At 44.8% G+C, this 26,592-nt stretch carries 20 protein-coding genes; 11 read left to right on the top strand and 9 right to left on the bottom strand.

From position 1 onward, the window contains the following. Positions 1 to 5: 5 nt before the first annotated feature. Together ACXACS_RS07595 and ACXACS_RS07590 are read right to left on the bottom strand one after the other, a co-directional pair. Positions 6 to 1,778, bottom strand: a complete 1,773-nt coding sequence (locus tag ACXACS_RS07595) for a DUF1223 domain-containing protein (protein WP_474805495.1) — start codon at positions 1,776 to 1,778, stop codon at positions 6 to 8. Positions 1,779 to 1,788: 10 nt separating this feature from the next. After that, complete coding sequence (locus tag ACXACS_RS07590; protein ID WP_474805493.1) at positions 1,789 to 3,264, bottom strand: radical SAM protein; 1,476 nt, start codon at positions 3,262 to 3,264, stop codon at positions 1,789 to 1,791. A gap of 4 nt (positions 3,265 to 3,268) precedes the next feature. On the opposite strand from ACXACS_RS07590, the gene ACXACS_RS07585 reads away from it, so the two are divergent. Further along, entirely contained in the window at positions 3,269 to 4,417 is a 1,149-nt protein-coding gene (locus ACXACS_RS07585) for a hypothetical protein (RefSeq protein WP_474805491.1), read from the top strand. Positions 4,418 to 4,530: 113 nt separating this feature from the next. Continuing rightward, the gene (locus ACXACS_RS07580; RefSeq protein WP_474805489.1) at positions 4,531 to 5,088 is read left to right on the top strand and encodes a PepSY domain-containing protein; all 558 of its coding nucleotides are present in this window, start codon (positions 4,531 to 4,533) and stop codon (positions 5,086 to 5,088) included. Here ACXACS_RS07580 and ACXACS_RS07575 read toward each other — a convergent pair. Both ACXACS_RS07575 and ACXACS_RS07570 read right to left on the bottom strand, forming a co-directional pair. Further along, complete coding sequence (locus ACXACS_RS07575; RefSeq protein ID WP_474805487.1) at positions 5,083 to 7,092, bottom strand: TonB-dependent receptor domain-containing protein; 2,010 nt, start codon at positions 7,090 to 7,092, stop codon at positions 5,083 to 5,085. The genes ACXACS_RS07580 and ACXACS_RS07575 overlap by 6 nt on opposite strands. Positions 7,093 to 7,367: 275 nt before the next feature. Further along, positions 7,368 to 10,622 carry a WD40/YVTN/BNR-like repeat-containing protein gene (locus tag ACXACS_RS07570; RefSeq protein WP_474805485.1) on the bottom strand — a complete coding sequence of 1,085 codons (3,255 nt, stop codon included), beginning with the start codon at positions 10,620 to 10,622 and terminating at the stop codon, positions 7,368 to 7,370. A 516-nt stretch (positions 10,623 to 11,138) separates the two neighbouring features. Here ACXACS_RS07570 and ACXACS_RS07565 point away from each other — a divergent pair. Genes ACXACS_RS07565 through ACXACS_RS07550 form a run of 4 tightly spaced genes read left to right on the top strand, consistent with a single transcriptional unit; the run spans position 11,139 to position 15,869 of the window. Then, positions 11,139 to 12,605 carry an ABC transporter substrate-binding protein gene (locus ACXACS_RS07565; protein WP_474805484.1) on the top strand — a complete coding sequence of 489 codons (1,467 nt, stop codon included), beginning with the start codon at positions 11,139 to 11,141 and terminating at the stop codon, positions 12,603 to 12,605. 2 nt (positions 12,606 to 12,607) lie between these two features. Next, a complete protein-coding gene (locus ACXACS_RS07560; protein WP_474805483.1) occupies positions 12,608 to 13,591 on the top strand; it encodes an ABC transporter permease in 984 nt (327 codons plus the stop codon). Then, the gene (locus ACXACS_RS07555) at positions 13,588 to 14,457 is read left to right on the top strand and encodes an ABC transporter permease (protein WP_474805482.1); all 870 of its coding nucleotides are present in this window, start codon (positions 13,588 to 13,590) and stop codon (positions 14,455 to 14,457) included. The genes ACXACS_RS07560 and ACXACS_RS07555 overlap by 4 nt, the downstream gene beginning before the upstream one ends. Further along, positions 14,454 to 15,869: an ABC transporter ATP-binding protein gene (locus tag ACXACS_RS07550; protein ID WP_474805480.1), complete on the top strand. Its 1,416-nt coding sequence runs from the start codon at positions 14,454 to 14,456 to the stop codon at positions 15,867 to 15,869. Before ACXACS_RS07555 ends, ACXACS_RS07550 begins: the two co-directional genes overlap by 4 nt. Positions 15,870 to 15,936: 67 nt before the next feature. On the opposite strand, the gene ACXACS_RS07545 is transcribed toward ACXACS_RS07550, so the two are convergent. The 3 genes from ACXACS_RS07545 to ACXACS_RS07535 form a co-directional block, all read right to left on the bottom strand. Next, the gene (locus tag ACXACS_RS07545) at positions 15,937 to 16,824 is read right to left on the bottom strand and encodes an SDR family NAD(P)-dependent oxidoreductase (protein ID WP_474805478.1); all 888 of its coding nucleotides are present in this window, start codon (positions 16,822 to 16,824) and stop codon (positions 15,937 to 15,939) included. A 273-nt stretch (positions 16,825 to 17,097) separates the two neighbouring features. Beyond that, positions 17,098 to 17,790 carry an SDR family oxidoreductase gene (locus tag ACXACS_RS07540; RefSeq protein ID WP_474805476.1) on the bottom strand — a complete coding sequence of 231 codons (693 nt, stop codon included), beginning with the start codon at positions 17,788 to 17,790 and terminating at the stop codon, positions 17,098 to 17,100. A gap of 92 nt (positions 17,791 to 17,882) precedes the next feature. Continuing rightward, positions 17,883 to 18,434: a type 1 glutamine amidotransferase domain-containing protein gene (locus tag ACXACS_RS07535; RefSeq protein WP_474805474.1), complete on the bottom strand. Its 552-nt coding sequence runs from the start codon at positions 18,432 to 18,434 to the stop codon at positions 17,883 to 17,885. Positions 18,435 to 18,742: 308 nt separating this feature from the next. Here ACXACS_RS07535 and ACXACS_RS07530 point away from each other — a divergent pair, with 308 nt between their 5' ends. The 4 genes from ACXACS_RS07530 to ACXACS_RS07515 all read left to right on the top strand — a co-directional run bounded on the left by ACXACS_RS07530 (position 18,743) and on the right by ACXACS_RS07515 (position 23,641). Continuing rightward, positions 18,743 to 19,705: a YihY/virulence factor BrkB family protein gene (locus tag ACXACS_RS07530; protein WP_474805473.1), complete on the top strand. Its 963-nt coding sequence runs from the start codon at positions 18,743 to 18,745 to the stop codon at positions 19,703 to 19,705. A 167-nt stretch (positions 19,706 to 19,872) separates the two neighbouring features. Beyond that, positions 19,873 to 20,100, top strand: coding sequence for a hypothetical protein (locus ACXACS_RS07525; protein ID WP_474805471.1), 228 nt, complete (start codon positions 19,873 to 19,875; stop codon positions 20,098 to 20,100). 519 nt (positions 20,101 to 20,619) lie between these two features. Then, the gene (locus tag ACXACS_RS07520) at positions 20,620 to 23,085 is read left to right on the top strand and encodes a marine proteobacterial sortase target protein (protein WP_474805470.1); all 2,466 of its coding nucleotides are present in this window, start codon (positions 20,620 to 20,622) and stop codon (positions 23,083 to 23,085) included. Further along, positions 23,078 to 23,641, top strand: coding sequence for a class GN sortase (locus ACXACS_RS07515; protein ID WP_474805468.1), 564 nt, complete (start codon positions 23,078 to 23,080; stop codon positions 23,639 to 23,641). The genes ACXACS_RS07520 and ACXACS_RS07515 overlap by 8 nt, the downstream gene beginning before the upstream one ends. A gap of 25 nt (positions 23,642 to 23,666) precedes the next feature. On the opposite strand, the gene add is transcribed toward ACXACS_RS07515, so the two are convergent. Then, the gene (add, locus tag ACXACS_RS07510; RefSeq protein WP_474805466.1) at positions 23,667 to 24,668 is read right to left on the bottom strand and encodes an adenosine deaminase; all 1,002 of its coding nucleotides are present in this window, start codon (positions 24,666 to 24,668) and stop codon (positions 23,667 to 23,669) included. Between the two features lie 287 nt (positions 24,669 to 24,955). Between add and ACXACS_RS07505 the strand changes: the two genes are divergently transcribed. Further along, on the top strand, positions 24,956 to 25,852 hold the full coding sequence (locus ACXACS_RS07505) for a hypothetical protein (protein WP_474805464.1): 897 nt from the start codon (positions 24,956 to 24,958) through the stop codon (positions 25,850 to 25,852). Between the two features lie 81 nt (positions 25,853 to 25,933). On the opposite strand, the gene ACXACS_RS07500 is transcribed toward ACXACS_RS07505, so the two are convergent. Then, positions 25,934 to 26,575, bottom strand: coding sequence for a peroxiredoxin-like family protein (locus ACXACS_RS07500; RefSeq protein WP_474805463.1), 642 nt, complete (start codon positions 26,573 to 26,575; stop codon positions 25,934 to 25,936). Between the last annotated feature and the right edge of the window lie 17 nt (positions 26,576 to 26,592).

Genomic DNA, 26,592 nt, shown 5'->3' with positions numbered 1-26,592 from the left:
CCGCTTCACATCCACCAAGACGCGGCGACTTGAATTGGAGAAGGGTCGTTAGTACGGGATACCCATATAACTAGGGCGCGTTTTGTGGTTGCTACATGCGTATTGCTGGGCAAAGGTAAGCTTGTCTCATATTGAAATGCGCGAGCATCGTCAGTTTCGCTATTTAACACCGCTTTTTCATAATCTAACACTACAAAATCATGAGTTAGCTTACGCCCTGCGTTCTCACCTCGCTTTACCGATGTTTCTATGCCAAAGCCCAGTAATGCCGTATGTACCGTTAGTGAAGGATTATCCTTGTTGGCGTTTGCTTTATTGAACGTCACGTCTATGTTGCCGTTTTCTACCGAAGCGTGAAGTACGCCAGACAAAGGGGCGGTGTTGTTCGGTAACGGCTGCCCGCGAAACCAACCGTTCCAAGCTCGGCCATTTAGAGCAAAACCGGGAGTGGCGATAGTGTTGGCTTTGCCTACACGCTTGTAATCTCGCTGCCTTTCACTAAAAGCGCTATCAGCAAACGGATCTTTCCAACCCAGATAATCCCAGTAGTCCACGTGAAAGTTAATAGGAACCAGCTCTGTCCATAATTTTTTACTATCTACAAACCCTGAAATCCATTTTTCTGCTGGCGGGCAGCTGCTGCAACCTTGGGATGTATAAAGCTCCAAGACGGTTGTTTGGTTGGGCGTGCTGGTAAGTATGAAAGGCGCGTCTGTTGATTCATTGGATGATGAGTTTGTTGATAGCAACGGTGCTAATTCAGACGCTGGAGCATGCACTAAACCTGCAGTTTTACTCTCATTATAATGCAGAGTAAGGGCAGCTTTAACTATGGGGTTCTTTGCTGCTTGGCTCGAAGCATTATCTACGTCTCTATTTATAGATGTTGAAACCTTCGATTGTTCCGGCTGTGCATTAATACGCCAGTCGTAATCAATAAAGCGAAGCTTGTAATTGGAAGGTATAGGTTGCTCAATATATTTGTTGATATATTGAGGTAAGTCTCGGGCTTTGCCCGACGCAACAAAGTCTTCTGTATAGAAATCTAATATTTCTGACACATACGCTCGCTTGCGTTTATCGTCCAAATAGAAGTGCTTTTTCTTGTTGAAAAATTCATAGGTAAGCTCTTCTAGCGTTTCATTTAATTGCTCTGGGTAAAATGGCGTTTTAGGTAGTCGTGGACAATCTTTCACCATACAGTTAAGTGCGAAGTGTGCCCTTGGTTCGTTTAGCGGCCTTATTACGTCATTTTCATAGTCGTATAAATTAGTGACTTTCCCGCCAATCACCACATCACGAAACTTAAAAAAAGCGGCGCGAGAGAAGAAACTTGTAAAGCCATCTGGAATACCTTTTTCAATCACGCCAAACATTGCTAATGCGTTGTAGCTATTGATGTGATAGCTCATTACTTCATCTGGCGAAGTGAATAATTCGGGTGTTGCAGTTGGGCTAGCAAAACCAATAAACGTCACAACATTTTCGAGCGGCGCTATATCCTCAGACAAGGCCTTAAAATTAGTTCGCCCTTCTTCATCAACATAATTTGCTAATACATACTCCCAGTCTTGGGTCGCTTGTTTGTATGCTTGCTTCAACTTAACAAGCGCTTGGTTTTCAGCGTTAGCACTCATTGAATTTACTTCATTTGGCTTTTCGCTTGCACTAGCGTTTTGTACAAATAACAACAAGAAAAACGCTAAAACCCATGAAACAAACACCCGTAAAGCGTCACCGAAAGCACTGTTAAACTTGAGCGAATTAGAATACTGCATGGCTTTATCCTTACCCTATTTCTGAAGTTTGTTGATTTGAGGGACCGCTACTTGGTTTAGCGCCAAGATCGTTATTTACCCCGAGAACTGCCTCATGACTTAGCTCTTGGCTTAACTCTTGACTTGGCCCTTTATTTAACACCTTAGATGACTCGTTGATTGAATCAATTGAGGCCCCAATGTTGGATTCGTGAACAGGCTTATCATCGGCAAGCAGTCGAATAGGGATCACGTTATCCTCTCGATAGCGTTCGCCCAACGGCTGATATTGCTTAACCTGCCCGCGATGGTTGGTGTAAGAAAGCGGCTTTAATATGTGCTCGTCGCGCTCGGCGTTGTGTTTACACATGGAAACAGGGCCGTCTGCTGTCATTACCATGAATGAACACGCATCAATTCTGTCCTGCTGCAGCGCACTGGCATCCATAAAGTTTTGAACGAAAAACGACAGTTTATGCACGCGCCCCCGACTTTTAACTAAACTACTGCGCATTTCTAACAGCTTTGCCGATGATGCCTTTGCCAACCGCCAAATCCAGTGAGGGCGCAACAGTAAAGCTTGAATGTAATCTCTTACTATTTTTGCCTTACCATGCTGGCGGGTAGTTTGTATATGCTTGAAATCTTCAATGAACTCGGCGAATAGTTCGCTATCGTCAACTACCGAATAGACTTGATTATCGGCAACTAAAGTGGGCATGTAGCTATGGCAATCACTATGGCCTATGCGTACCTTTTCCCACGGCAACGATTTAGAAATTGTTTTCTCGATTGCAGCTTTTACGGTAAGTGGGTCGACCACATCCGTTCGGGCGCCCCACTCGCCTCGGCCGGTTTCAGCTTGTAGCTGAAAAGAGGCAAAACTTACCGCATCTGCGTGCTGTACAAAAAAATCCACCAGCATGGGCAGTTCTTTGAAATTGTCGGTATGTACCGTGGTGTTAAAGATAACCATAAGGCCCAGGCCTTTGGCTCGCTCTATGTACTCTTCACGAATAGCATTTAACGAATGCTCATCATCATAACCTTTGCGCTCTTGTGTAGTGTCAACATGAAACGCCACATCGTTAAGCCCAGCTTCGGCAAGCTCAGTGAGCAGGTCTCTGGTAGCAGCAATTCCATTTGTAAATAGCGCCGTATGTAGGCCAAGTTGATTTGCATAGGCAACAATATCGATAAGCTCGCTGCGCTTTCTTAAGGTAGGATCGCCCCCAGTAATTTGCACGCTAGTTCCAGGCCCATAGTGTTTAAGCACGTTGTCTAATCGCTTGAACACTTCTTGAATGGGAATATCACGAACTGCTTGCGAATGCTCTGACAAATAGCATAAGGTGCAATCAAGATTACATTTTTGCGTGATTTCGACAGCAACACAGCCAATGGTATGCGTTCGCCCCAAAAGTTGATTGGGAGTAAAATGTTCGCCCATTCGCTTTCGTGTAGAGGCAAGTTGTTGATTTCTTGTGGTACCAGGGGAACACGTCATTTCAATGTGCCTTTTCCAACCTACTCAGTATCAACAAAGACCTTTTACACTTGAAAATACTTTCAAGGCATGGCGCTTTTTTGCACTAGCCACATTGTTTTATTGTGTAACAAGTCATGCAGAAACTAGTGAAGCAAAGCTCGATTTAGCTGCGCAATTGAGTACGTTCGAGGAAGTGAAAAGCCTTGTTTTTTCTGACCCTTACTCAAACCTTCCGCAATATAAAGTGTCGCGCAAACACTTTGATGTTAACGGCGAAAACATACTGCTAAAACACGCTCAAAGAACCCTTTCATCTGATGCAAATTTTATCGAACTAAACACCAAACATAAGCTACTTCAAGCCAACGGGATATGCTTTGCTGGCACGTGGAAGATGAATCAAAGCAGCCCTTACTCTGGACTTTTTCAACCGGGCACAGAGGTACCTATTATTGTTAGGGCATCCGTCAGTTTAAGCGGAACAAAGCAGCGAGATAAGCGTGCTTTTGGTATGGCAGTTAAGCTCTTCCCCAATGCCCATAGTGCACTTACTGAGAACATATTTTTAATGCACTCGCTGGGGGGAACTAAAACCCAGCATGTTGCAAGCTTGCGATTGACTAACGAACCAGTGCTTGGTGAGCTGCCGCCCTTTAGCCAATTGCTTACTGCCTATCGATTGGAAAGCGACTTTGAGAAAGCCGATAAAGCCTTTAGCGGTAAAAAAGCCAATGCGCGGTTTAGACCCGTTTCACATTTAGCCGCGGTAAAGGTTGGTGATGCAAACTCCAGAATGGCGGGGCATACAGAAGAAAGTACGTCAGAACTGAGCATTTCAGCGCCAATTACTTCGAAAGAAACCAAGATAGAGCGAGAGCTTGAAGTAAAAAGCAAAGCTGATACACAAACCGAAATACAAAGCCCTCACTGGCTAAGAGCTGCATTAAGGTCAGATACACCGCTGGTAGACGAAGATGATTTCAGAGATGAGTTATCGTTACAACATTACCCCAATCAGACACTGACTTGGACTATTTCTGCCGCCGGGTTTAATAATGCAGGAATAGACAAAGCACATTGGAAAGAAATTGGCGAAATTATATTGACCGAGTCGGTTGTTTCACTTACCTGCGATACAAAGCTTCACTTTAATCACCCCGCAATCAAATGACGTTGGATAATTCCGTTTAAACAGATAAACCTCGCGCTAGATGGTTTTTACTGCCTATCGAGATTACCGTATAGTATGCGGTGTATTTAACGTTTTGTTTTAAGTGTTGTTTCATGTCCGCTTCCTTTCGCAAAAACAGTCGCAAGTATAGTCGCAGTATTCACTTGTGGCTGTCGCTGGTTATTTTTATCCCTGTGATCATTGTTATCGCTAGCGGCTTGTTATTGCAGGTTAAAAAAGAATTCGACTGGATCCAACCGCCTACGCAAAAAGTGCAAAAAGGCCAAAACAGCGCGCCGACGCTGCCCTTTGAGGAAGTGCTTGATGCTGTAAAACAGGTGCCTCAGGTTAACTTAAATACGTGGGACGATATCGACCGTTTAGATGTTCGCCCCAAAAAAGGCATCATAAAAGTGCGCGGCAAGAACCACTGGGAGGTGCAGCTTAATGCCCAAAATGGCGACGTACTTCAGGTTGCCTACCGACGCACAGACACCATCGAAGCTATTCATGACGGCAGCTGGTTCTTTGAGGGCGCCAAACTATGGCTGTTTCTACCCGCTGCCCTTCTACTTTTTGTGCTGTGGGTAACCGGCCTTGTCATGCTGTACACCACACTGAAAAGCAAATACCGAAAAAAGAAATACCGCCAGCCGCTTAATAACTCATAGTTGGTAAGTAATGGCTAACTGTACACTTTCCCCTTGAGCAAACGCGGCTTTGTCATCGGCGCTGGTGTAATAGTGTTGGTTAGTGAAGTTACTCCAGCTGGCCTGAAGTTGCATATCCTCACTTAACTGCCAGTTCGCGCCAATATCCAGGGTAAAAACATCGCTAAGGACTCGTTCGCCGTCTGCAATGTCTGACTTACTGGCGCGATAGCTTAGTACCGTGAACAAACGCGTGTCTTGCCAATTAACACCTACATCTAGGCGCTGATTGTTTGCGGGTATATCTGCAATGGTACCGCCAACGTTGCCTTCGCTTTTATCTTCCCCCTTAATCCACATGCCGCTAAGCCGAGCATTTAAAAAGCAGTCTTGTGATTGCCAGCTAACCTGATAGCTTGCGCCTTCTATGGTTGCACTATCTAAATTAGCATATTGAAGTACATCTCCAGCAACTGTAATACGTTCAATATAGTTATCAATTTGCTGATGAAACACTTCAATCGAGCCCTGAATGTGTCTTGCGCTATAGGCCAGGGTTAGCTGTTTATTAAGGGCTTGTTCGGTTTCAAGCTGAGTACTACCCAGCACCGTACCTCGAGGCGTTTCCCCAACAAAAAAACGTTCAGTTAACGATGGGTTTCTAAATGCACTAGAAACATACACGCTAGCCGACCAATAGGGAGAGAGCTGATAATTTGCACCCAAATAGCCACTCAAATTAGTGTTAGATAGCGACCTAATAGGCTGGGCATTATTAGGCTGGGTTGGGCTGGCACCTGAATCATCAGACTGTCGCTGCCAATCAATCCTTGCCCCCATGGCAACGGACCAGCGTTGCCATTGATGTGAAGCATCAACAACGGCTGCAGTATTAATCTCGCTAGCGTCCAGAGTACGCACTTCATAGGCAAGTTCTGATTCAAATGCGTTTGTTATCAAACTGGGCAATGAAGAGTTAAGCGATGCGCTTTCTACTGGGGTTAAAGTGAATTCTCTCTCATCTGCCACCACACCTTCACGACCGGATAACTGAAACTGCCAGTTGAAGTCCCAGCCTTTTAACTGCGTGTCTGTATTGATATTGAAACCATAATCAAACGCCTCGTTTTCGCTGTCATTTATCCTGCTTTCTGGTCGCAACACCGAGGTATCTAAGCTTGATTTATGCCACCAAATATTCCCAGCAAATAGTTTATCTTCAAACGCTATTTTGCCAAGCCAATGGGTATTATTTGGGTAGGTTGTTATTCTGCTTTCAGGATAATCACTGCTGGATTTACCAATGTCGTTGTTGTTTGAATATAGTGTCCAGGCTTCTTTTATCATGCTATTTTCAGGTCTGTGCCTAAGAAACAACCCTGTTTGTTCAAATTGATCAAACAGCGGGTTTCCGTTCGCATCCTCACCGTTATTCGCGCTTCTGTATGAGATATTCCAATCTGTAATGCCTGAATTGTCTGTGCCGTTTGCGCCATTTTTGCTGCTATCGGTAGCACTGGTTCCGGCATAACTCACGGCTTTCATCCGCTGATTACTACTGTAACCTACTCTCAAATAGGACTCTTTGAGTGATTCAAACTGTAAGTTCACCGCGCCGCCAATAGCGCCCGAGCCTAGATAAGTGGAAGCTGCGCCCGGTAATACGGTGGCTGAAGAAATAAAATCAGGCGGAATAAAGCCTACACTTGAGCCTGCTCGCCTATCGCTGACAATAGGTATACCATCCAGCAAGGTTTGAATTCGCCATCGCGAATACCCTCGCACATTAATACTTTGTATCTGTCCTCCCTGCCCATTTAACGATACTGACGGCGATTGAAGAAGCACATCATTGGCGTGCAAAGGCGAAACAAGACTACTTTTATCAAAATCATATTGTGGAAATATGCGTGATAGCGCATCGTCATAATAGGGGCGCGTAGCCGTTACCGTATAGCGTTCAACGCTATTAGATGGTTCGCTTTGAGCAAAGCTCGGTGTCGATAAAAGTAATAGCAAAAACACTGCAAAAGCCCTTGTCGAAGATATAGGCGACGAACATATTAAAGGCGAAGTCATAGATGCAGGTAAACCTGATGAAGTATCAATAAACATTGAAGAACGTTGAGCTGGAAAACAAGAAAACAATAAAAGTCTCACTAACCGATACGTACGAATGATAGGAGTACGGACCGAAAAAATCTGGTTAAAAATGAAAAGAAAGACGCGGCAGTAATGCTACTGCCGCGTGCAAAGCCAACTAGACTAACAATTAGACTGAAAATCAGGCTAGTCGGCCGCTATTTAGCGATTACAGGAAGACCTGTTGTCCACGGTCCCCCAGCATCAACCACAGCTTGTTGCAGCTTAGGTACAGCAGTATTTTGTAAAGTACTGATGCGTGTAACTACGCTATCTAGGCTGTCTTGAGCATAACCGAGCTGATCTTTGTGCTGCTGTGTAGGACCATAAGATGAACCTAACGCAGAACGAGCATAGCGCAGGCGACTCATGATATTCGCTGGCTTAATGCCCATTTTATCGCGTGATTTAAGACCGTAAAACGCTCTGTTCACTTCGTTTATCTCGTCTTGAATCGCAGCAAATTGGGCTTCAAGTTTTGCCACATCATTTGGCGTGCGGTCAATAGCTGTGCGCAATAGAGCCATTGTATCTTTAAGCTGCGTCAGCACTGTCGTTGAAGAAAGTGCACGTTTTTGCGCTGTGCTTACCTTATCTGAATAAGCAGCAATTTCTTCATAAGTAGCACCTTCAAGCGCCCCCTGAACAATAGGCTTAAGTTCAAACGAAACAGGCTCAGAAAGTTGTGTTACCTCAGCATTAACGCGCTTAAACAAGGTAGCAGTGTAGGTGCCTGGCAACGCCATTAGACCTCTGTCTTTGCTTTCCTTATCCGTAAGCGGACTCGTCGATGTATGCTTCATATCCCAGGTAATACGGTGTAAGCCCTTCTTCGCTTTACCCTCAACGCGCTTTATAACTTCTCCGTCGCTGTCGCGTACCTCAACATAAACCGCAGGCGCTGCTTCTTGGTTCTCTGCTTCTACGGCTTCCCAGCTTGGGTATTTAGGGTACTTCTTATCTTCTATTAACTTCTTCTCTGCTTCTTGGCGTTTTTCTTTTGCCGTAAGCAAACTGTCTTTCAGGTAATAAGTGAACGTTGCACCATGCTCAGGGTTTTCTGCAACAAAGCGGTCGTCGCCGTCAGAGTCAGTATGATTGTCATCTAGCTGGAACCATTTAACTGGGCGGCTCGGGCCAAACAAAATAGCGTCTTGCTGCATAGACTTTTCAGTTAATGAACGCAGCGGCGCATAGTCATCAAGAATGTAGATACCACGACCAAAAGTACCTGCCACCAGGTCATTCTCACGGCGCTGAATTTTCACGTCACGAGTCGAAATGGTCGGCATGCCACCATCTAACTCAACCCAGTCTTTACCGCCATCTACCGAGAAAAACACACCAAACTCTGTACCAATAAAGAGCAGGTCTTTGTTCACATGGTCTTGCACAATGCGCCAAACCAAATGCTTCTCAGGCAAGTCTTCAGCAAGTGATGTCCAGCTTTTACCCAAGTTAGTTGATTTAATAAGATAAGGCTTGTAGTCACCATATTTGTGGTTATCCAGCGCCACATATACGGTATTAGGGTCGAACAAGTCAGCGCGAATATCATTCACATAAGAATTGGCAGGAATGCCTCTAATATCGTCTAACTCAATCTTTTTCCACGATTTGCCGCCGTTGGTGGTCACTTGAATAATGCCATCGTCAGTGCCTGCCCACAGAATATTTTCATCTACCGGGCTTTCAGCAAAGTTGGCGATGGTGTGGAATTCGGTCATGGCATATAAGTCCCAACCGGCCTCTACTGACCACGTGCGCCCCATTAATGGCGAGTGCATACGATTGCCGTTTTTCGTTAAATCGCCTGATACTGGTGTCCAGCTGTCACCGCGATCATCGCTACGCCAGACCCGCTGCGATGCAAAGTAAATACGCGCTGGGTCATGAGCTGAAACATTTATCGGCGCGTCCCAGTTGTATCGTTCTGCCGGGTCGCCTGGAAGTGGCTGAGGCTTAATGTATACGCCTTCTCGGGTTTTCATATCAACGCGGGTCAAGTTACCCTGCTGCCACTGAGAATACATAATATCAGGGTTGCCTGGTTCTACCGCAGGGCCGTGTCCGTCACCACCTAACGTTAAGAACCAATCTTTGTTCTTTATTCCTTCTTCTCGCATAGTGCGTGAAGGGCCGCCTTGTGTAGAATTATCCTGCGCCCCTGCGTAAATCTTGTAAAAAGGCTTTGAATCGTCCGGCGCAACTTTATAGAACTGGGTCAATGGCAAATTAGCCATGAAGCGCCAGTTCGCCATTCTGTCGTGAGACATGTAAATACCACCGTCAGATCCCATTAACACAAAATCCGGATCGGTAGGGTGGAACGCCATGGCGTGGTCGTCCACGTGCTTGCGCTTGGTATTAATAGGCGTCCATGTTTTACCGCCATCGTCTGATACTTTACTGTAGTTGCTGGCGATATAAACACGGTCAAACTGATGCTGGTCCGCGAAAATTTCTTGATAATAGTGAGGGCCAGTACCGCCACCTACTTCATCAGACATTTTAATCCAGCTAGCGCCCTGATCAGCTGAGCGATAAAAACCACCACCGCGATTATCAGTTTCAATGGTGGCATAGATAACATCGGGGTTCATAGGCGATATAGCCATACCAATTTTACCCATATTTCCTTTCGGCAACCCTGTTTTAAGCTCAGTCCAGGTTTCGCCACCATCGTTAGAAGTATGAATACCAGCACCTTCGTTTGTACCTACGTAAGCACCAATTGAGCGTTGACGTGCCCACGTTGCTGCGTAAAGTTTATCTGGATTGCGCGGGTCGATAAGTAAGGATGTTACGCCCGTCCATTTATCAGCAGGCTTAAGTACTTGCTTCCAGGTTTCTCCCCCGTCGGTAGTTTTATACAAGCCGCGCTCGCCGCCACCACTCCAGAGAGGACCTTGAGCTGAAACCCACACGATATCTGGGTTAGTAGGATGGATGATAATGTCTGAAACGTGCTCTGACTTCGACAGCCCCATGTTTTTCCAGGTCTGTCCGCCATCTAAAGATTTGTAAACACCATCGCCGAAGCTGATGTGGCGACCGCCATTATTTTCGCCCGTTCCCACCCAAATGATATTTGAGTTACTTGGCGCAATGGTCACATCACCAATGGAATAAACAGGCTGGTCATCAAAGATAGGCTCCCAGGTTGTGCCCGCGTTGGTAGTTTTCCACACACCGCCAGAGCCAACAGCGGTGTACCAAGTAGATGGGTTGTTCTGGTCAATTGCAATATCGGCTATTCGGCCCGACATATAAGCAGGTCCAATGTTTCTAAGTTCCATGGCTTTGAATGTTGAACTGCTGAAGACTTCATTCTTGTCGTTTTTGTCTGCAAAGGCGGGGGGGCACGCAAGTGCAACTGATACAGCAACTGCCGCTTTAAGAAACTTTTTCATTATTGTTATCCAGTGTGTTTGATAGGGCTCAAAACCCTTTTTTAATTTGTAGTACTATCACTCTATAGCATTACTAATAAATGCTTAAAGTTACAATGTAACATACGACCAACTGCCCATTACAAAAGTTGAAAATATTGTGCACCGACTTAACATTACTTAATATCTTGATGGTCATTAGCCAGTGCATTTTTTCAAAAAGTAGTTTAGCCCTACCGACTCAATCTGTACATTCATTCAACAAATCGTATATTATCCGAGCTGGATCTTTGTTTTACTATTCAGGGCGTCAGCCTAAGAATACTGATACTGATTCACAGGATTCAAATAGACACGAAAAAGCTTAAAGGCTCGAAGGGAATACATAAAAATAATATGCGGATTAGACATCTAACAATTTTACTCGTCGTTGCCAGCGTTCTACTTAGTGCCTGCACACCTTCACAACCTACAAACAAAATTCTGATCAGTGGTCCTTTTGAACCAGTCAATAACGATCCGGCAAGTACCGGCTACATGTTTACACGAATGCAAATTCTGGAAACTCTCATAGACGTGGATACCCAAGGTCAGCTTATCCCAGGACTTGCTAGCTCATGGTCAAATGATGAGGACTTTACTGTTTGGACATTTAATTTACGTCCTGATGTGTATTTTCATGACGGCACATTAATGACCGCCGACGCCGTCTACAAAAGCCTTTCGGTCGCGTTTGGTAAACCAACGCCATTTTCAAAAGATATGATCGCCAACATGGAGGTGGTATCAGAATATTCTATCAAGTTCACCTTGAACCAAAGTTACCGTCCTTTCCCTTCTCTGTTAAGTAATTATGCAACTGCGATCGTGGCACCTGCTACCTTCGGCAAGTTCAATCGAATTAAAACCTTAATAGGTACAGGCCCCTATCAAATTACGCACTTTGAACCACCCCACAATATCACAACCACACGCTTCGACAATTATTGGGGCGAGCCCGCTGTTATTGAAAACGTTGAGTACGTAACGGGTCACCGCTCTGAAACGCGGGCGCTTATGGTACGAACGGGGCAAGCAGATATTGTGTACAACCTCGACCCTGCCGCGGTTAGCATGTTGCGCACTGACTCTAACGTAAACGTGTTTAGCGACAGGATCCCTCGCACCACTTTAGTTAAGTTAAATAGCGGCCATCCTATTCTCTCAGATGTAAAAGTAAGACAAGCACTGAGTTTAGCGATTGACAGAAAAGGCATTGCATCTGGCGTAATGCGTATATCGAATATCTCTGCTGATCAGCTATTTGGCCCAAATATTCGAGACTGGCATATTCGTTCTACTACAGATAATGCTACCAATACTATTTCAATGAGTGACGCTGACAATAACCCAACAATTAATAATAGCGTTGAAAATGGCGACTCATTGTTAAACAGGAAAAAAGCGGAACAACTGCTTACCGACGCAGGATGGTTAGTAGGTGAGAATGGCGTGCGCTACAAAGATAGCTCACCTTTAACGCTGGATATGATTACCTATGCCAATCGCCCAGAACTCATTACCATTGCCACGGCAATTCAAGATCAGTGGGCTAGCATTGGAGTGAAGCTCTCTGTCCATATGGAAAATGTAAGTGCCATTCCTTCAGGGCATGCTGATGGTACATTGCAGACTGCACTTATGGCGCGTAACTTTGCTAACATCCCAGACCCTCTCGGTATAATGCTGGCTGACTTTTCTTCAAAAGAAGGCGGTGATTGGGGGCCAATGAACTGGCAAAATGAAAAAGTGTTTAGTGATTTAAAAACCTTAAGTCACACCACGGATGAACACGCTTACAAATCGTTGATATCATCAATTATGCAAGAAGTTCAAAAAGACGTTCCTCTCATCCCCGTTATGTACTATGTACAGCAAACGGCTACATCTAGGCGACTTAGAAACTTTAGCTTCGACCCTTACGAGCGCTCTTTTCGTGTATCTCAAATGAGAATAACCCCATAGCAATGAGAAAAATCCTACTTCAACGGCTGCTTCAAGCAGTACTGATGGCGTGGAGTGTAGGCACACTCACATTTATTATAGCCCGTTCACTACCTGGAGATATGGCTTACAAAATAGCGGCTGGCCGCTACGGTGATGATGCGGTAAGCACAAGTGCCGCTAATGCCGTAGCAGAAGAACTTGGTCTACACAGAAGCGCTTTCGAACAGTACGTAAGCTGGATGGCCGATTTAGCCTCTCTGGATTTAGGCACAAGTTTGGTTACGGGAGCCCCTATTGTTGTTGAGCTACAAAATCAGCTTTCTTACACCCTTGTTCTCGCTGGGCTCGCTATTCTTGTATCCACATTAATTGCGTTTCCTCTGGGAATTTATAGCGGCATCAGAAGCGCTAGAAAAAGTGAAAATTCTCCTAAAAGCCGCGCCTCTCTCTTCGATAAAACAGTATTAGTATTTTCCACGTTCGTGCGCTCTCAACCGGTATTTTGTTTAGGGCTAATTCTCATCTTTATTTTTGCTCTAGAGCTCAACTGGCTTCCGGTTGCGGGCTCTTCAGGCTTTGTCTATACCATTTTACCTGTAATGACCTTAGGGTTAAGCCTGGCCGCTATATCAAACCGCGTAATTCGCAACAGTACTGTTAATGCGGTTCAGTCGGGTTATTTCCATTTCGCCAAGATCAAAGGGTTAAGCGCTCTAGAGGCGTTCAGGTGCCATGCGCTTCCAAACATCGTTATACCTGCTCTAGCCTTCATGGGCATTCAGCTCATTGGGTTGATTGAAGGCGTAATTATGATTGAAAGCCTTTTTGCTTGGCCCGGCATAGGACACGGACTTTCCCATGCTGTCTTTGCCCGCGACATCACTATGTTACAAGGCACTGCTTTGCTAATGGGCTTGTTATTCGTATTGGTCAACACACTTGTCGATTTAAGTCAGTATGCACTCGACCCAAGGGTGAGGGAAAATCGAGGACATAGCCAATGAATACACCCGCCTTACCTGTTGAAAAAGTGATTGGCTTTTCACTTTTGATGCTGCTCTTATTACTTGCGTTGGGCGAGCCTGTTCTATTGGGAACAAACGGTAACCAACAAAATTTAAAGCAAGTGCTCGAAGCCCCAAGTGCGGAACATTGGTTAGGTACAGATCAATTCGGACGCGATATGCTGGCCAGAATCTCAGAGGGTCTACGCATATCACTTTCTCTCGCTGCACTGTGTGTACTAAGTTCATCAATCATTGGCGTGCTAACGGGCGTAATTGCAGCGTGGTGTAGAGGTTGGGTAGATACGACATTGAATTTCATTGCCAATACAATATTGGCGCTCCCCGGACTGGTACTTATTCTTCTTTTCGCGGCGCTAGTACCAGGCTCTTTCATTATGCTGTATTTAGCCATTTCCTTAGTACTGGCCGTCGAGTACTTCAGGCTGGTACGTGCTATCACTCTACCAGTAGTGGCAGGCCCTGCACTGGAAAACTCTGCGCTAATGGGTTTTCCAAAACGCTATTTATTTAGTGAGCATATATGGCCCGCCATTCGACAAGACGTGTTATCACTTGCTGCTTTTGGTGCCTCCTCCTCAATTATCGCCATGGCATCGGTGGGCTTCGTTTATGTTGGTTTAAAACCACCCAGCCCTGAGCTCGGGCTGATGATAGTTGAGCTTTTTCCATACTATCACGAAGCACCTTGGCTGCTCGCACAACCTATTTTCATCCTATTCGTTCTCGTACTGGGCTTTCACTTACTTTCTGCGAAGAGTGACAATACACCTCGTTTAAATAAGTTCATTTTTGACAGCAGCAGTAGACTATCAAAGAGTGATGCATTGGAGCGCAAACTGTGAGCCAATATATTGCTATTGAACACTTATCAATTTACGCGCAAGACACCGTTATTGTAGAGGATTTATCCCTTAACCTTGAACAAGGCGAGACGCTTACTATATTGGGTGAAACCGGGGCAGGTAAAAGTCTGCTAGCGCAAGCAATTATGGGCGATTTACCGCCTGCACTGAAGGTTACGGGAAATGTTCTGGTAAACGGTGTAGATATGCTTCGTGCGAACCGACGTGAATGTGAACAATTGTGGGGGCGAGACATTGTTATGCTGCCGCAAGAGCCATGGCATTCTCTAAGCCCAATGATGAAAATTCGCCAGCAAGTCGCCGAAGTTTTTCGATTTACATTGGGCAACGGTGCTCGCGAAGCACAAAAGAGTGCGAAGACACAGCTAGACAACCTGGCTCTTAAAGACGACAGTGATAAGGTCCCTTCTCAACTTTCCGGTGGAATGTCACAGCGTGTTGCTTTTGCCTGTGCATCAGCGACTAATGCACCTTTATTTCTAGCCGACGAACCCACAAAAGGGCTAGATGCCGGACGCAAACATCATATTATTGAGCAACTAAGGCAAAAAGCTAACGACGGTACGCTACTTACCATTACGCACGATGTTTCAGTGGCAGAGGCATTGGGTGGTAAATGTATGGTGCTTAAAAACGGGAAACTGGTTGAAACAGGTGATACCCGCAAGATACTGTCCTCCCCTTCATCAAATTATACCAAAGCCCTTATTGCGTCGGCTCCGCAACACTGGACGGCTACAACAAAAAAAACGCATAGGTTTGCACCGCTGGTATCGGTGAATGACCTCACAATTATGAGAGGTAACCGTACACTATTTACTGGCCTTAGTTTTTCTTTAGGGGAAGGCGAAATTGTCGGGCTTTGTGGTGATAGCGGCTGTGGAAAAACGTCTCTAGGTGATGCTCTACTTGGGCTTCTACCCTATCAAGGCAATATTGCGTTTCATACGCTTTTACACCGTTATCAAACCCTAAAGCTATATCAAGATCCCCCCAGTTCATTTGCCGATCACACTACGCTTAAATCATTGATTGATGACGTAATAAAGCTTCACAAGGTGTCTAAAAAGCGTGCCGATTTACTTTCATCTCAACTAGGCCTTAACCAGCAATTGTTTGAGCGCAGCGCCTCTGAGGTAAGTGGAGGTGAGCTTCAACGCATTGCCTTGCTGCGCGCGCTGCTACTAAGGCCCAAGCTACTTATAGCTGATGAGCCAACATCTAGGCTCGATCCCATTACAAGTAAGGCAATTACTCACTTACTTGTCGATCAATGTAGAGAAGAAAGTTGCACGGTGCTCTTTATCAGTCACGATAGAACACAGCTAGAAAAAGTCTGTGACCGCGTCATTGACCTTCAGACTCCCACGACATCAAAAGCCGTTATATAACGGCTTTTGGAAGACAAGATTCAGGGCTCTTTCGTGTGTTTATACGCAAACCGTAGCCGCGAATGAACTAAAAAGTCACGATTTCATCATCAATAAGATGACCTACAGCCTGACTCTGCTCAGCATCGACAAAGGCGCTATCAATCGCGCTGAAGCGGGCCGTAGTAACCTTTCGATAATTCGGGTGTGTATAAATATAAGTTTGCTCTGACTGAAGCGCCTCTATCACGCGTTCAGCTAGCACAGAGGCATCGATTCCCGACTCTACTGCTTTAGTTGCCGCTTGAGCGCCTGCTTTGAGCTTCTCTTTATCAATGCGCTTTTCAGCTGCCACTGCATACTTTTCTTGTCTGTTTCTGTACGACTCATGGATGCGAGTTTTTACAAATGCTGGACACAATACCGAGGTGTGAATACCAAAAGGTTTCAACTCTGGCACCCAACTTTCTGTCATAGATACCACCGCCGCTTTTGAAGCGCAATAAGCACCAGCATATGGCATTCCCATCATTCCCGCCATTGACGCTACGTTTAATACCCAGCCTCCTTCGCCGTGTTCTTTGATGGCTGGTACGCATGCTTGTGCGCCATAAAGCACGCCCATTACGTTCACATCCATAACCCAGCGCCAGGTTTCATGCTCTGAATCTTCTACTTTACTAGGGGTGCCGCCCACACCAGCATTGTTAATGACCATGTGAACCTTGCCAAATTTCTCTTTGGCATTGGCAACTATATCTTCCCACTGGGAGTAGTCGGTAACATCTAGGGCGCAAGTCAGTACATCAAAACCTTTCTCTCGTAAATCATTGCCCGACTCGGCTAATGCATTATTATCAATATCGCCCATGACGATATTCATACCCTGCCTTGCCAATGCCTCTGCCAGCGCTAACCCTATACCGCCAGCGGCGCCAGAAATAATAGCGGTCTTACCCGTAAATTCGTTAGACATCTTACTCTCCTGTTATTGTTATTGCGCCGCGGACCCTTAGGCAAAGCCATTTCAATGAAGAATTAGAAATCGCCTATCTCACTCAATTAGCGCTTATCTACACACCTAGATTAGGGGTAACAGGATGGGGAAAATACTTTATTTGGCTAATTTGGATAGCTTCATGAAATTAATAAGGCAGGTTAAAAATAGTAGCGGGGCAAACACAAAAGGGCAGTGACTAACCCTGCCCTTTGCTTGAATAAATTATCTCTTACCCGGTGGTTAGTTCGTTTACTTCGCAGGCATCACATAAACTTCTCGAATACAGGCCGATTCATCTGCACTTAGCGCAAACAATACCGACTTTGCTATATCTGCTGGCTGAAGCTTATCTTCCTTGGGCTCGTCAAAAAATGGTGTGTTTACCATGCCGGGGCAGATGGTGGTGCATCGACCGCCCCACTCGCGCATCTCCTCGGCAAGATTTTGACCGAAACCATAGGCAAACCACTTACTTGCACCGTAAACAGAACCTTTAATAGCCACTCTTCCGGCTACAGAACTGGTGATAATAAAGTGCCCTTTCGTTTTTCGAAGAAAAGGTAAACTTGCTTTAGCGGTATAGAGTAAACCGTTGACGTTTGCCCCTAACATGCCGTTCCAGTCTTCTACATCTCCTTTTTCAATACCAGCAGCTTTGGCGCCGCGCCCAGCGTTTGCAAATACGCCATCTAAACGGCCAAAATGTTCATGTGCTTGCTCAAATGCGCGGTTCACTTCGTCGAAGTTACTCACATCAGCCTTGATAGCGCGTGCATTGTCTTCGCCCAATTCGTTAACTAATTCGGTTAACTTATCTTCACTTCGCGCGATAAGCGCAACTTTGTAACCTTTATCAACTAGCTGCTTTGCTGTTTCTTTACCTATACCGCTAGATGCACCGGTAATCGCAATAACCTTTTCGCTCGATGTCGAATCTGACATATCATCTCCCATTTTTAACTCATAGAAATTAGCGTTAGACTGCTTCTCTCACAGCTTCGCACTATGAAGAGAAGCTAAAGTTAGGAAAGACACTATGCAATCATCTTACTAATTTGGTCGACAAAGGCTGGGATGTCGTTAGGATTCCTGCTGGTAACTAACTTGTCATCGGTCACCACTTCTTCATCTACCCAATTCGCACCTGCGTTTTTCAAATCCGTTTGAATGCTAGGGAATGAAGTAAGTGTTGCACCTTTCGCTAAACCCGATTCCACTAATAGCCATGGGCCGTGACAAATTGCACCTACGGCTTTGATGCTGTCAGTACTGTTTGCTTCCTTAATAAAGCTTACCGCGTCTTTGTTGGTACGAAGTACATCTGGGTTTATCTGACCGCCCGGAAGAACAAGAGCGTCGTAATCACTTAGATTTGCCGATGTAACCTGCAAATCAACATTTACGTCTTTACCCCAGTCGTCTTCATCCCAGGCTTTAATAGTGGTTTGATCTTCAATAGATAGGATATCAACCTTTGCGCCACGTTCGGTGAACATCTCTTTAGGTTGAACCAATTCACTTTGCTCAAAACCATTGGTTGCTAAAATAGCAATTTTTTTACCCTGAAGGTTTTGCGTGTTGCTCATACTAGTTACTCCTTTTGAACGTTCTATCGAATTTCCGAAGCCCTACAGACGCTAGAACGATTATCTAGGGCTACGCTTATCAATTTGATAAAAAGTAGACTGCAAATTACAAACCACCATATTCAACAACACGTAATCCATTGTTTAAAATCAATTTATTCATTAATGTTCAAATTGAGCTTTATTGAAGGCTTTATCAATTATTCGCACGCTCCATGAATGATTTACAGAGCTTATTAAGCCGTCTTCTTTAATTTGATGTATCAAAGTATACAAACGCGTACTTACCGAGAAAGATTCGAGGAACTATGAGCAAGGGACGATTCAGCCACGCAAAATCTGCGTTCGAGCTTTCACTAAAAAGCTGGTGGAGCATAACAAAACGTATATTTACTAGCCTGCAAAAAGACAATATTCCCCTTATTGCTGCAGGTGTTGCTTTCTACTGTTTACTGGCAATATTCCCATTACTTGGTGCCACTATCGCCCTATACGGTCTTATGGTTTCACCAGAAGAATTACAATCCCATATGTCGTTACTTGTTAACGTAGTGCCAGCCGATAGCCGGTATATTATTGAAGAGCAGCTTACCAATTTGACCGAAAAATCAAGCTCGGCCCTCGGTTGGGGCTTTTTATTTACCCTTTTGCTCTCACTTTGGAGCAGTAGCAAAGGCGCTAATGCACTTATAAAAGCCTGTAATATCACGTACAGTGAATCGGAAGGGCGAGGCTTTTTAAGAGGGATACTGGCTCGTGTGACCTGCACGATATTTATGATCTTAACTGTAATAGTCGCCTTAGCCTGCATAACCATTTTACCAGAAGCAATAGTCTGGATAACGGCAAAGGCCATTACCGCTGAACAAGCTACATGGATAACCTGGCCTATCATGCTTGGCTTGTTCAACCTAGCCTTATCAGCGTTGTACCGCTATGCGCCCCACCGCCGTGAAGCCCAATGGCGTTGGGTGACACCAGGTTCGCTGTTCGCCACCATACTATGGCTGGTTGCATCCTATGCGTTTTCTTTCTACCTAAATGAATTTGCAAGTTATAACAAAACCTATGGCTCTGTGGGCGGCATTATCATCTTACTCATGTGGCTATATATAAGTGCCTACATCATCCTTATCGGTGCAGAGGTCAATTCTGCAATAGAGCTTCAAACAACAGCAGATAGTACCAAAGGCGAAGACAAGCCTATGGGGGAAAGGAATGCTTTTGTAGCTGACCATACCCCAGATGACCTGAAACGTAAGCGGTCTTAAATCAAGCAGCGCGCGATAATATTGAAAGCTAATCTTGCAAGCAGCTAGTGAACCGCGCAATAGGGGTTTCTGACAAAACTATACTTCTATTCAGTTAAATTCAGTCAGCGTTTTGTATACCTTTTCTCTTACCCAATGTTGGGTAAATTCATAAAAGGAATTATACAATGCAAGAGTTAAGTTTTACTGAAATAGAGAACGTTTCCGGCGGCTGTGAAGAGCACTGTTGGGGTGATTTTAGTTTTGCGGGCTTCATGGCTTCTGTAGGTGCAGGGGCACTAGGTGGTATCGGTGGAGGCTGGGCTGGCGCAGCTTTAGGCGGTATTTCTGGCGGCCTAGGTTACGCTGGAGGAAAAATAGGCGACAAAATGTCAGAACGCACGTCTCTAGAATAAAAATCCGGAGGCGTAACGCCTCCGACTTCGGAGCTTTTCAATGAATATATCAATTGTTCAAATAGGTAAATATATTGCCTACATGCTTTTTATAATTGTAGTGAGCGTATTTGCGCTAAGGACACTATCATATTTTTTTCGTTTTCATGAGCATGCTGAAATGGTGATTACAACAACAGTCATTTTCGTCATAACTCTGCTTTGCACTATCGGAGCAAAAAAGCTGAATGTCTTCCCCTCCCCTATAATAAAGCGCTAGCCTGTGAACAGTTTTATCTAATGCAACGCGTTTCTGGGCTAACGCGTTTTAAACCTAGGAAGCTCTTCGTTGTTTGTAGCTTGCATAGGTTGTTTAATGTTGGCGCGTTTAAATGTTGCGCCTTCCAGAATGCACTGAACGGCAAGCGGGAAACACACTTTCGCCATTTTTCTTCACCACCTCGCCATAATAACTGTTCATAATTCGCCCTATTCTGGGCGTTTAATAATAAGCATCGTCACTTAAAGCGAGCTTATTCCATGCTATTTACCAAAACACCCAAGCGTGACTACATTACCCCTAGTCGCATACATAGGCCCTTGTTTCGCGAGCGGCAACACGCGCCAAAGTCTCGCAGCCATACCTTGTTAATACTTATTTCATTTCTGTGTTTCTTGCTTGGTATGGCGGTAAGCCCACTAAGTCGCGCAGAGTCAGGTGAGCTCATGATGCAGAGCAAGGGTGGAGAACCGTCACCCGCCTTATTACACTCTACTCACGTTGAACTGCAAGTTAACGGCATGATTGCTCACGTCACCTATTCTCAAACGTTTACCAATGATAGCGATGAATGGAAACATGGTGTGTATACCTTTCCGCTTAATGAAAACACGGCGATAAATAGTATGAAAATGCTTATTGGCGATAGAGTTATCGTCGGGAAAATAAAGCCGAAAGCTCAAGCCAAACAAGCGTTTGATGCAGCAAAAAAAGCGGGAAAGAAAGCCAGCTTAACGCAACAACAGCGCCCGAACTTATTCACTCAATACTTAGCAAATATAGCTCCACATGAACAGATCACGGTTAAGTTACAGTACATACAGCAGGTTGCGTATGATAATGGAGAGTTTAGCTTCCACCTTCCTACCACCCTTACTCCTCGCTATATCCCTGGCATTCCTACAAGAAACTTAAGCGATGCCGATTTAATTGAACATGCTTACCCTGGCAACACTGGCGCAAACAATCACAAAGAAGAAAATTTCAATGACGCGTCCAGCGACGACGCTGAAAGTAGAAGTGAGCGAGCTCCGCAAACCACAGAGCATGGCAGCAGTCGTTTATCGAGCAACAACACATTTATTTCAGGCTGGGCACTACCCACAAATGAAGTAAGTGACGCCGATAAAATAACACCGTTTATAGCGCCAGCTCAGCCCGATAGTATTACGAATCAGCTTTCTTTTAATGCAACAATAAACGCGGGAGTGCCGCTTGATTCTATCAATAGCACAGGCCATCAACTTAACTGGCATGCTATTGAAAACACTAAATATCAATACCGCGCTTGGATTGATGATAAACACGTAACCATGAATAAAGATGTGTGGTTGCGGTGGCGTCCATCGAAGGACGCTACTCCACAAGCAGCCTATTTCGCTGAAGATATAGATTCAGATCACTATGCGCTAGTTATGCTAACACCACCTCAAGTTAACCCTGACGATCTTCAAGACTTTCCGCGCGACATTACTTTTATCATAGATACATCGGGTTCGATGGGCGGACGTCCGATTAAAGATGCCAAAGCCGCGTTGAAGCTAGCGATTGAAAGACTAGACACAAAGGACAGGTTCAATATTGTGGCATTCAATTCAAGCTACACAAAACTATTCAGTCAACCTGCCAATGCTAAGCCACATAATATAAAAACGGCCCTATCTTTTATCTCTGAGCTACACGCAAACGGTGGGACCGAAATGGCGGGCGCCCTTTTAGAAGCGCTAAGCGCACAGCCAAAAGAAAACTACATTAAACAGGTTGTATTTATCACTGATGGCGCCGTCGGAAATGAAGCTGCACTCTTTTCAATGATTCAACAACAGCTAGGTAGCGCAAGGCTTTTTACGGTAGGAATTGGCAGCGCACCTAACAGCTACTTTATGACCCGCGCAGCACAATTCGGCCGAGGTAGTTATGTGTTTGTCGACAACCAAAATAACATTCAAAAAGAAATGCAGCGCTTATTTAGCAAGCTTGAAAGCCCTGTATTGAGCAATCTTTCTTTAACGCTGCCAATGAATATGCGGCACAAGGATAATGTTGAAGTTTACCCGAAACGTCTGCCTGATTTGTACGCTGGCGAGCCACTGCTCATTAATTTAAAAGTGCCCGATTTTACCCACGAAAAGCGTAATCATGGTAATAATTTGGAACAGAATACTGCGGACAATAGCTTGGTGCTTGAGGGTACTTTAACTGACAAAGAGGGCAATACCCATCAGTGGCAACGCAGTATACAAGCTCGTTCTTTAACAGCTCTGTGTACCAATAACGTAAGCGATAATTCGGCTAATGCTAAACCATCACTCTCAACTCAACGTAATGGTATCGCTACAGCATGGGCACGTAAAAAAATTGCGGCGCTAATGGATGAAAAGGCTCTTGGTAGAGAAGAAAACGAGGTTAAAAACGACATTATTAACGTAGCCCTAGCCCACAATCTAATTACGTCATATACCAGCTTTGTTGCTATTGAAGAGGTAGTATCAAGACCTGAATCGGCAAACGTTCAATCGCAAAACATAAAAAACCTAATGCCGCAGGGTACACAAATGCGTACCGTTAGCTATCCGCAAACTTCTGCAGGAATTAACTTTTACCTCGCTATTGGTGCTTTTTCACTCCTCTTTTTGGTACTGCTTTACACGAGGAAAACTCAAGGTTTTCTTTTAAGGCAATGCCGTATTTTCATAAAAGACGAAAGAGTAACGCACAATGGTTAAGCCCAAAATACTCATAAGTGTGTTGCTTATTGCAGCTGCAACCTTTGGATTTGGCAATGTTGCGTGGATATCGATAAAAGCAGAGTTAGCCCAAGTACTGATTGAAAAAGCTTGGGCAGAAACCTTGCAAACGGAGGCTGAAGTTAAGCCATGGCAATGGGCAGACACGTGGCCCGTCGGGCGGTTAGTGCATCCCAAAAGCGATACCGACTTATATATTCTAGAAGGTGCCCAGGGTAATGCGTTGGCTTTTGGCCCAGGAAGACATATCAATGCTGGAGAGCTGGCCAGTGAAACCAGCGTTATTGGAGGCCACAAAGACACCCATTTCGCCTTTCTTGAAAAGGTAAATATTGGTGATGCGCTACAACTTCAAACTTCTGATGGGATATGGCACCCTTATCGAATTTCGGCCAAGCGCATTGTTGATACAAAAAAGCAAACGCTGAATGTTCAACTCAATCAAAAAAGGCTGTATTTGGTGACATGCTATCCATTTCATTCTATCGCCCAAGACAACCATTTAAGGTTAGTTGTCGAGCTCAAGCCTTCATAAAACTGAAGTTGTGGGGTCAGAGTCTTTACTCTGACCCCACTTTCTTGACGAGTGCGGCTTTCTCGCTTTCGCTTAGAAACGCTATTTCTAAGGCGTTTTTCTGCGCTTGTTTAATATGAGAAGCAGTCAGGCCTGCTTGCTTGGCCGCCACATTAAATTCATGATCTAGCTCTATACCTTGAACGGCTGGATCGTCGGTATTTAGGCAGGCTAATATGCCGTGATCCAAAAAGGTTTTTAACGGGTGTTCTGGTAATGAAGTTACCGTATTTGTGAGTATGTTACTGGTTAAACAACTTTCTATGCCAATGCGCTTATCGCGCAAATAGTCCATTAGCTTGCTATCACAAATAGCATTAACACCATGCCCTATTCGCGTAGCACCTAAATCATCGATAGCTTGCCATATACTCTGAGGGCCCACCGCCTCGCCCGCGTGTACTGTGATAGCTAATCCTTCACGCTGCACCTGTTCAAAGTGCTCTACGAACAGGTTACCAAGAAAGCCTTTTTCATCGCCCGCCAAATCAATGGCAGTAATGTTCGTTTTGCATGCCAGTATTGCATCTAACTCTTGCTGACATGCTTTTGCGCCATAAGAGCGCGACAATATCCCTATCAGGTTAACCTTAACATCGTACTCTTCGCCTGCGCTTTTTACACCATCTATAACCGCTTCAACCACACCTTGTGTAGGCAAACCGTGGTTTTCTGCCATAAAGTAGGGGCTAAAGCGCAGCTCTGCGTAATCAATGCCCTGCCTTGCCGCATCCTCAACGTTTTCAATAGCCACCCTTCTACAAGCATCAAGATTGCCTAAAACCTTAACGCCCCACGTTAGCTTATTTAGAAACGATACCAAATCCGGCGCGATTTTCATTACTTGAACGTGTGGACGCAACCCCTCTATCGAGTTAGCGGGCAGATCAATATTAAACTGCTGCCCAAGCTCAAGAATAGTTTGCGGACGCACATTACCATCTAGGTGGCGGTGTAAATCTAGAAGCGGAAGTGTGTTATTAATCATGGGAATACGATTTGAATAAGAGCATTCTTAAGTATAACACTTGCCGCGTTAAACCTCGCTTGCTGCCAGAAAATAACTTTTTTATTGCGGGACAAAACTGTACTTTTTTTGAAACGAAATTTGTTTTACGTTTAGCCCATCGTGTCGATGCAATATTTATCGATGCTCTGTGCAGTTTTTCAAAGCTACATTCTCCCAATTTCTGATGTGGCTTTTTATATAAGCTGTTTTCCATCTAAGACTAACCAGTCATCTCCCCTTACAACGTAAATAACAGGAGCACAGTCATGTGCGGAAAGTGTATAGAAGGCTGCTATTTAGCAGGCTGGCGTAATGGTGCGTATTCATTCGAACACATGCAAGAAGACCCCGAGTTTATGGGACTAGATGTGATGTCCGCCCATGGGTTTGTCGAAATAGTTTGTTCGCCAAGTACGTCAATGGAAGGTATAAAGGCGCTCGGCCTAAATTCATCGCCTCTAATCGCATGGGCCGGGTATATTTATTCAACCAATTCGCCTCAAACCTCTGTCGATTTGGCCTGCTATGACCGTCACTTGGAAAACCAAAAAACAAAACGTTATTCAGCAGGCAACGAATGGGTAGAGCTTAATGCTCGCTACCCAATCGTTGCGCAATTTTTAGATAACTTATCGTTGCAGCACATCGGTAACCATTCGAATGCAGCTCTTTTAAATGAGATAGAATCGTTACTGCTTGCCATTCATGGCGATGGCTATTACACCTTTGAATTTGTAACGTCGATGTTTGCTGCAGAGGGTGTGTTCCCAATTGTTGAACTAAGTAAACACGCTAAGCCTTGTTTATTTGTCGAGCACGCACTAGAGATCTTTTTACTTACCGAACACCTATTGCACTACCGACCTTCAAGTTGGGCGCTTCAAGCGGCACTCAGCGTTGACCTATCGTGCGATTTCGACAGCTACCACATGTCATGGCGCCGCTATACGGCAAATCGCGTTTTACAAAATTTGAACATTGACGATATCCAAACGTTGGGAGGTACACTAGCGCTCAATACTATTCACGCGGTCTGTCAGCGCAATGTAGAAAATAAACCGCTGCTTAAAGCACTATTGAACGTAGTAAAAGACTGTAAGGGCGATACCTACATTGCCCCTAAAAAACTAGCATCGCAAATCGCAACTCTACTTGCCGTTTAAGTGCTGGCGACTTTTTAAGTGGTGGTGGCGATAGCTTATCAAGGCTCAAGGACTGCGCCTTGATAAGGCTTGCACGAGTCATTACATCTCTTTTTTAAGGGTTTTCGCTACCGCTAATACCAGTTCTGCCGAAGGGCGAACTTTGTAGTCTGGGTTCACATAACTAAATAAAACTTTCCCTTTTTTATCTAGCATAAAAATAGCAGGCGCTGGCAACACGCTTTTTCCACTTTCATCTTTGGTTAAATCAATACCATAGGTTTTGTATTTTAATTCAGTCATGGTATCTACGTAGAACCCAACGCCGAATTCGCGGATCGTATTTAATTTATCATCAGATAGCAGTGTAACCAAAAACTCAGTTTCAAGTTTTTGCTCTTGTAAACGCGCAGGTGATTCAGGCGAAATTGCCAATATCTGATACCCCATGTCCACTAAGTCTTTTTCAATATCTTTTAGCTGGGCAAGCTGTTCGTTGCAGTATGGGCACCACCCGCCACGATAAAAAAGTACAATACTGGGCTTTTGCATAGTCAGCGCTTGTAAGCTTACCGGTGATCCGTCAGCCATTTTAAGCGTTGTTTTAGGCGCAACCTGGCCATTGAGTAATGGCGTCACCGAATTAGCATCTTCTGCAATGGCTCCGCGCTCTAAAGCATGTACATTTGATGTACCCGCAATACAGGCGAATACCATAGCTGCCATAGCGACGAGTCTTTTCATTAATCCTTCTCCAAATT

The sequence above is a fragment of the Alteromonas sp. AWM4_230 genome, from assembly GCF_056158305.1.
This window is presented reverse-complemented; position numbering and strand designations above follow the sequence as displayed.

Excerpts from the sequence above, each read along its gene's own strand:
- ACXACS_RS07595 (WP_474805495.1), bottom strand. The coding sequence starts at position 1,778 with ATGCAGTATTCTAATTCGCTCAAGTTTAACAGTGCTTTCGGTGACGCT.
- ACXACS_RS07590 (WP_474805493.1), bottom strand. The coding sequence starts at position 3,264 with ATGACGTGTTCCCCTGGTACCACAAGAAATCAACAACTTGCCTCTACA.
- ACXACS_RS07585 (WP_474805491.1), top strand. The coding sequence starts at position 3,269 with ATGTGCCTTTTCCAACCTACTCAGTATCAACAAAGACCTTTTACACTT.
- ACXACS_RS07580 (WP_474805489.1), top strand. The coding sequence starts at position 4,531 with ATGTCCGCTTCCTTTCGCAAAAACAGTCGCAAGTATAGTCGCAGTATT.
- ACXACS_RS07570 (WP_474805485.1), bottom strand. The coding sequence starts at position 10,622 with ATGAAAAAGTTTCTTAAAGCGGCAGTTGCTGTATCAGTTGCACTTGCG.
- ACXACS_RS07565 (WP_474805484.1), top strand. The coding sequence starts at position 11,139 with ATGTTTACACGAATGCAAATTCTGGAAACTCTCATAGACGTGGATACC.
- ACXACS_RS07560 (WP_474805483.1), top strand. The coding sequence starts at position 12,608 with ATGAGAAAAATCCTACTTCAACGGCTGCTTCAAGCAGTACTGATGGCG.
- ACXACS_RS07555 (WP_474805482.1), top strand. The coding sequence starts at position 13,588 with ATGAATACACCCGCCTTACCTGTTGAAAAAGTGATTGGCTTTTCACTT.
- ACXACS_RS07545 (WP_474805478.1), bottom strand. The coding sequence starts at position 16,824 with ATGTCTAACGAATTTACGGGTAAGACCGCTATTATTTCTGGCGCCGCT.
- ACXACS_RS07540 (WP_474805476.1), bottom strand. The coding sequence starts at position 17,790 with ATGTCAGATTCGACATCGAGCGAAAAGGTTATTGCGATTACCGGTGCA.
- ACXACS_RS07535 (WP_474805474.1), bottom strand. The coding sequence starts at position 18,434 with ATGAGCAACACGCAAAACCTTCAGGGTAAAAAAATTGCTATTTTAGCA.
- ACXACS_RS07530 (WP_474805473.1), top strand. The coding sequence starts at position 18,743 with ATGAGCAAGGGACGATTCAGCCACGCAAAATCTGCGTTCGAGCTTTCA.
- ACXACS_RS07525 (WP_474805471.1), top strand. The coding sequence starts at position 19,873 with ATGCAAGAGTTAAGTTTTACTGAAATAGAGAACGTTTCCGGCGGCTGT.
- ACXACS_RS07520 (WP_474805470.1), top strand. The coding sequence starts at position 20,620 with ATGCTATTTACCAAAACACCCAAGCGTGACTACATTACCCCTAGTCGC.
- ACXACS_RS07515 (WP_474805468.1), top strand. The coding sequence starts at position 23,078 with ATGGTTAAGCCCAAAATACTCATAAGTGTGTTGCTTATTGCAGCTGCA.
- add (WP_474805466.1), bottom strand. The coding sequence starts at position 24,668 with ATGATTAATAACACACTTCCGCTTCTAGATTTACACCGCCACCTAGAT.
- ACXACS_RS07505 (WP_474805464.1), top strand. The coding sequence starts at position 24,956 with ATGTGCGGAAAGTGTATAGAAGGCTGCTATTTAGCAGGCTGGCGTAAT.
- ACXACS_RS07500 (WP_474805463.1), bottom strand. The coding sequence starts at position 26,575 with ATGAAAAGACTCGTCGCTATGGCAGCTATGGTATTCGCCTGTATTGCG.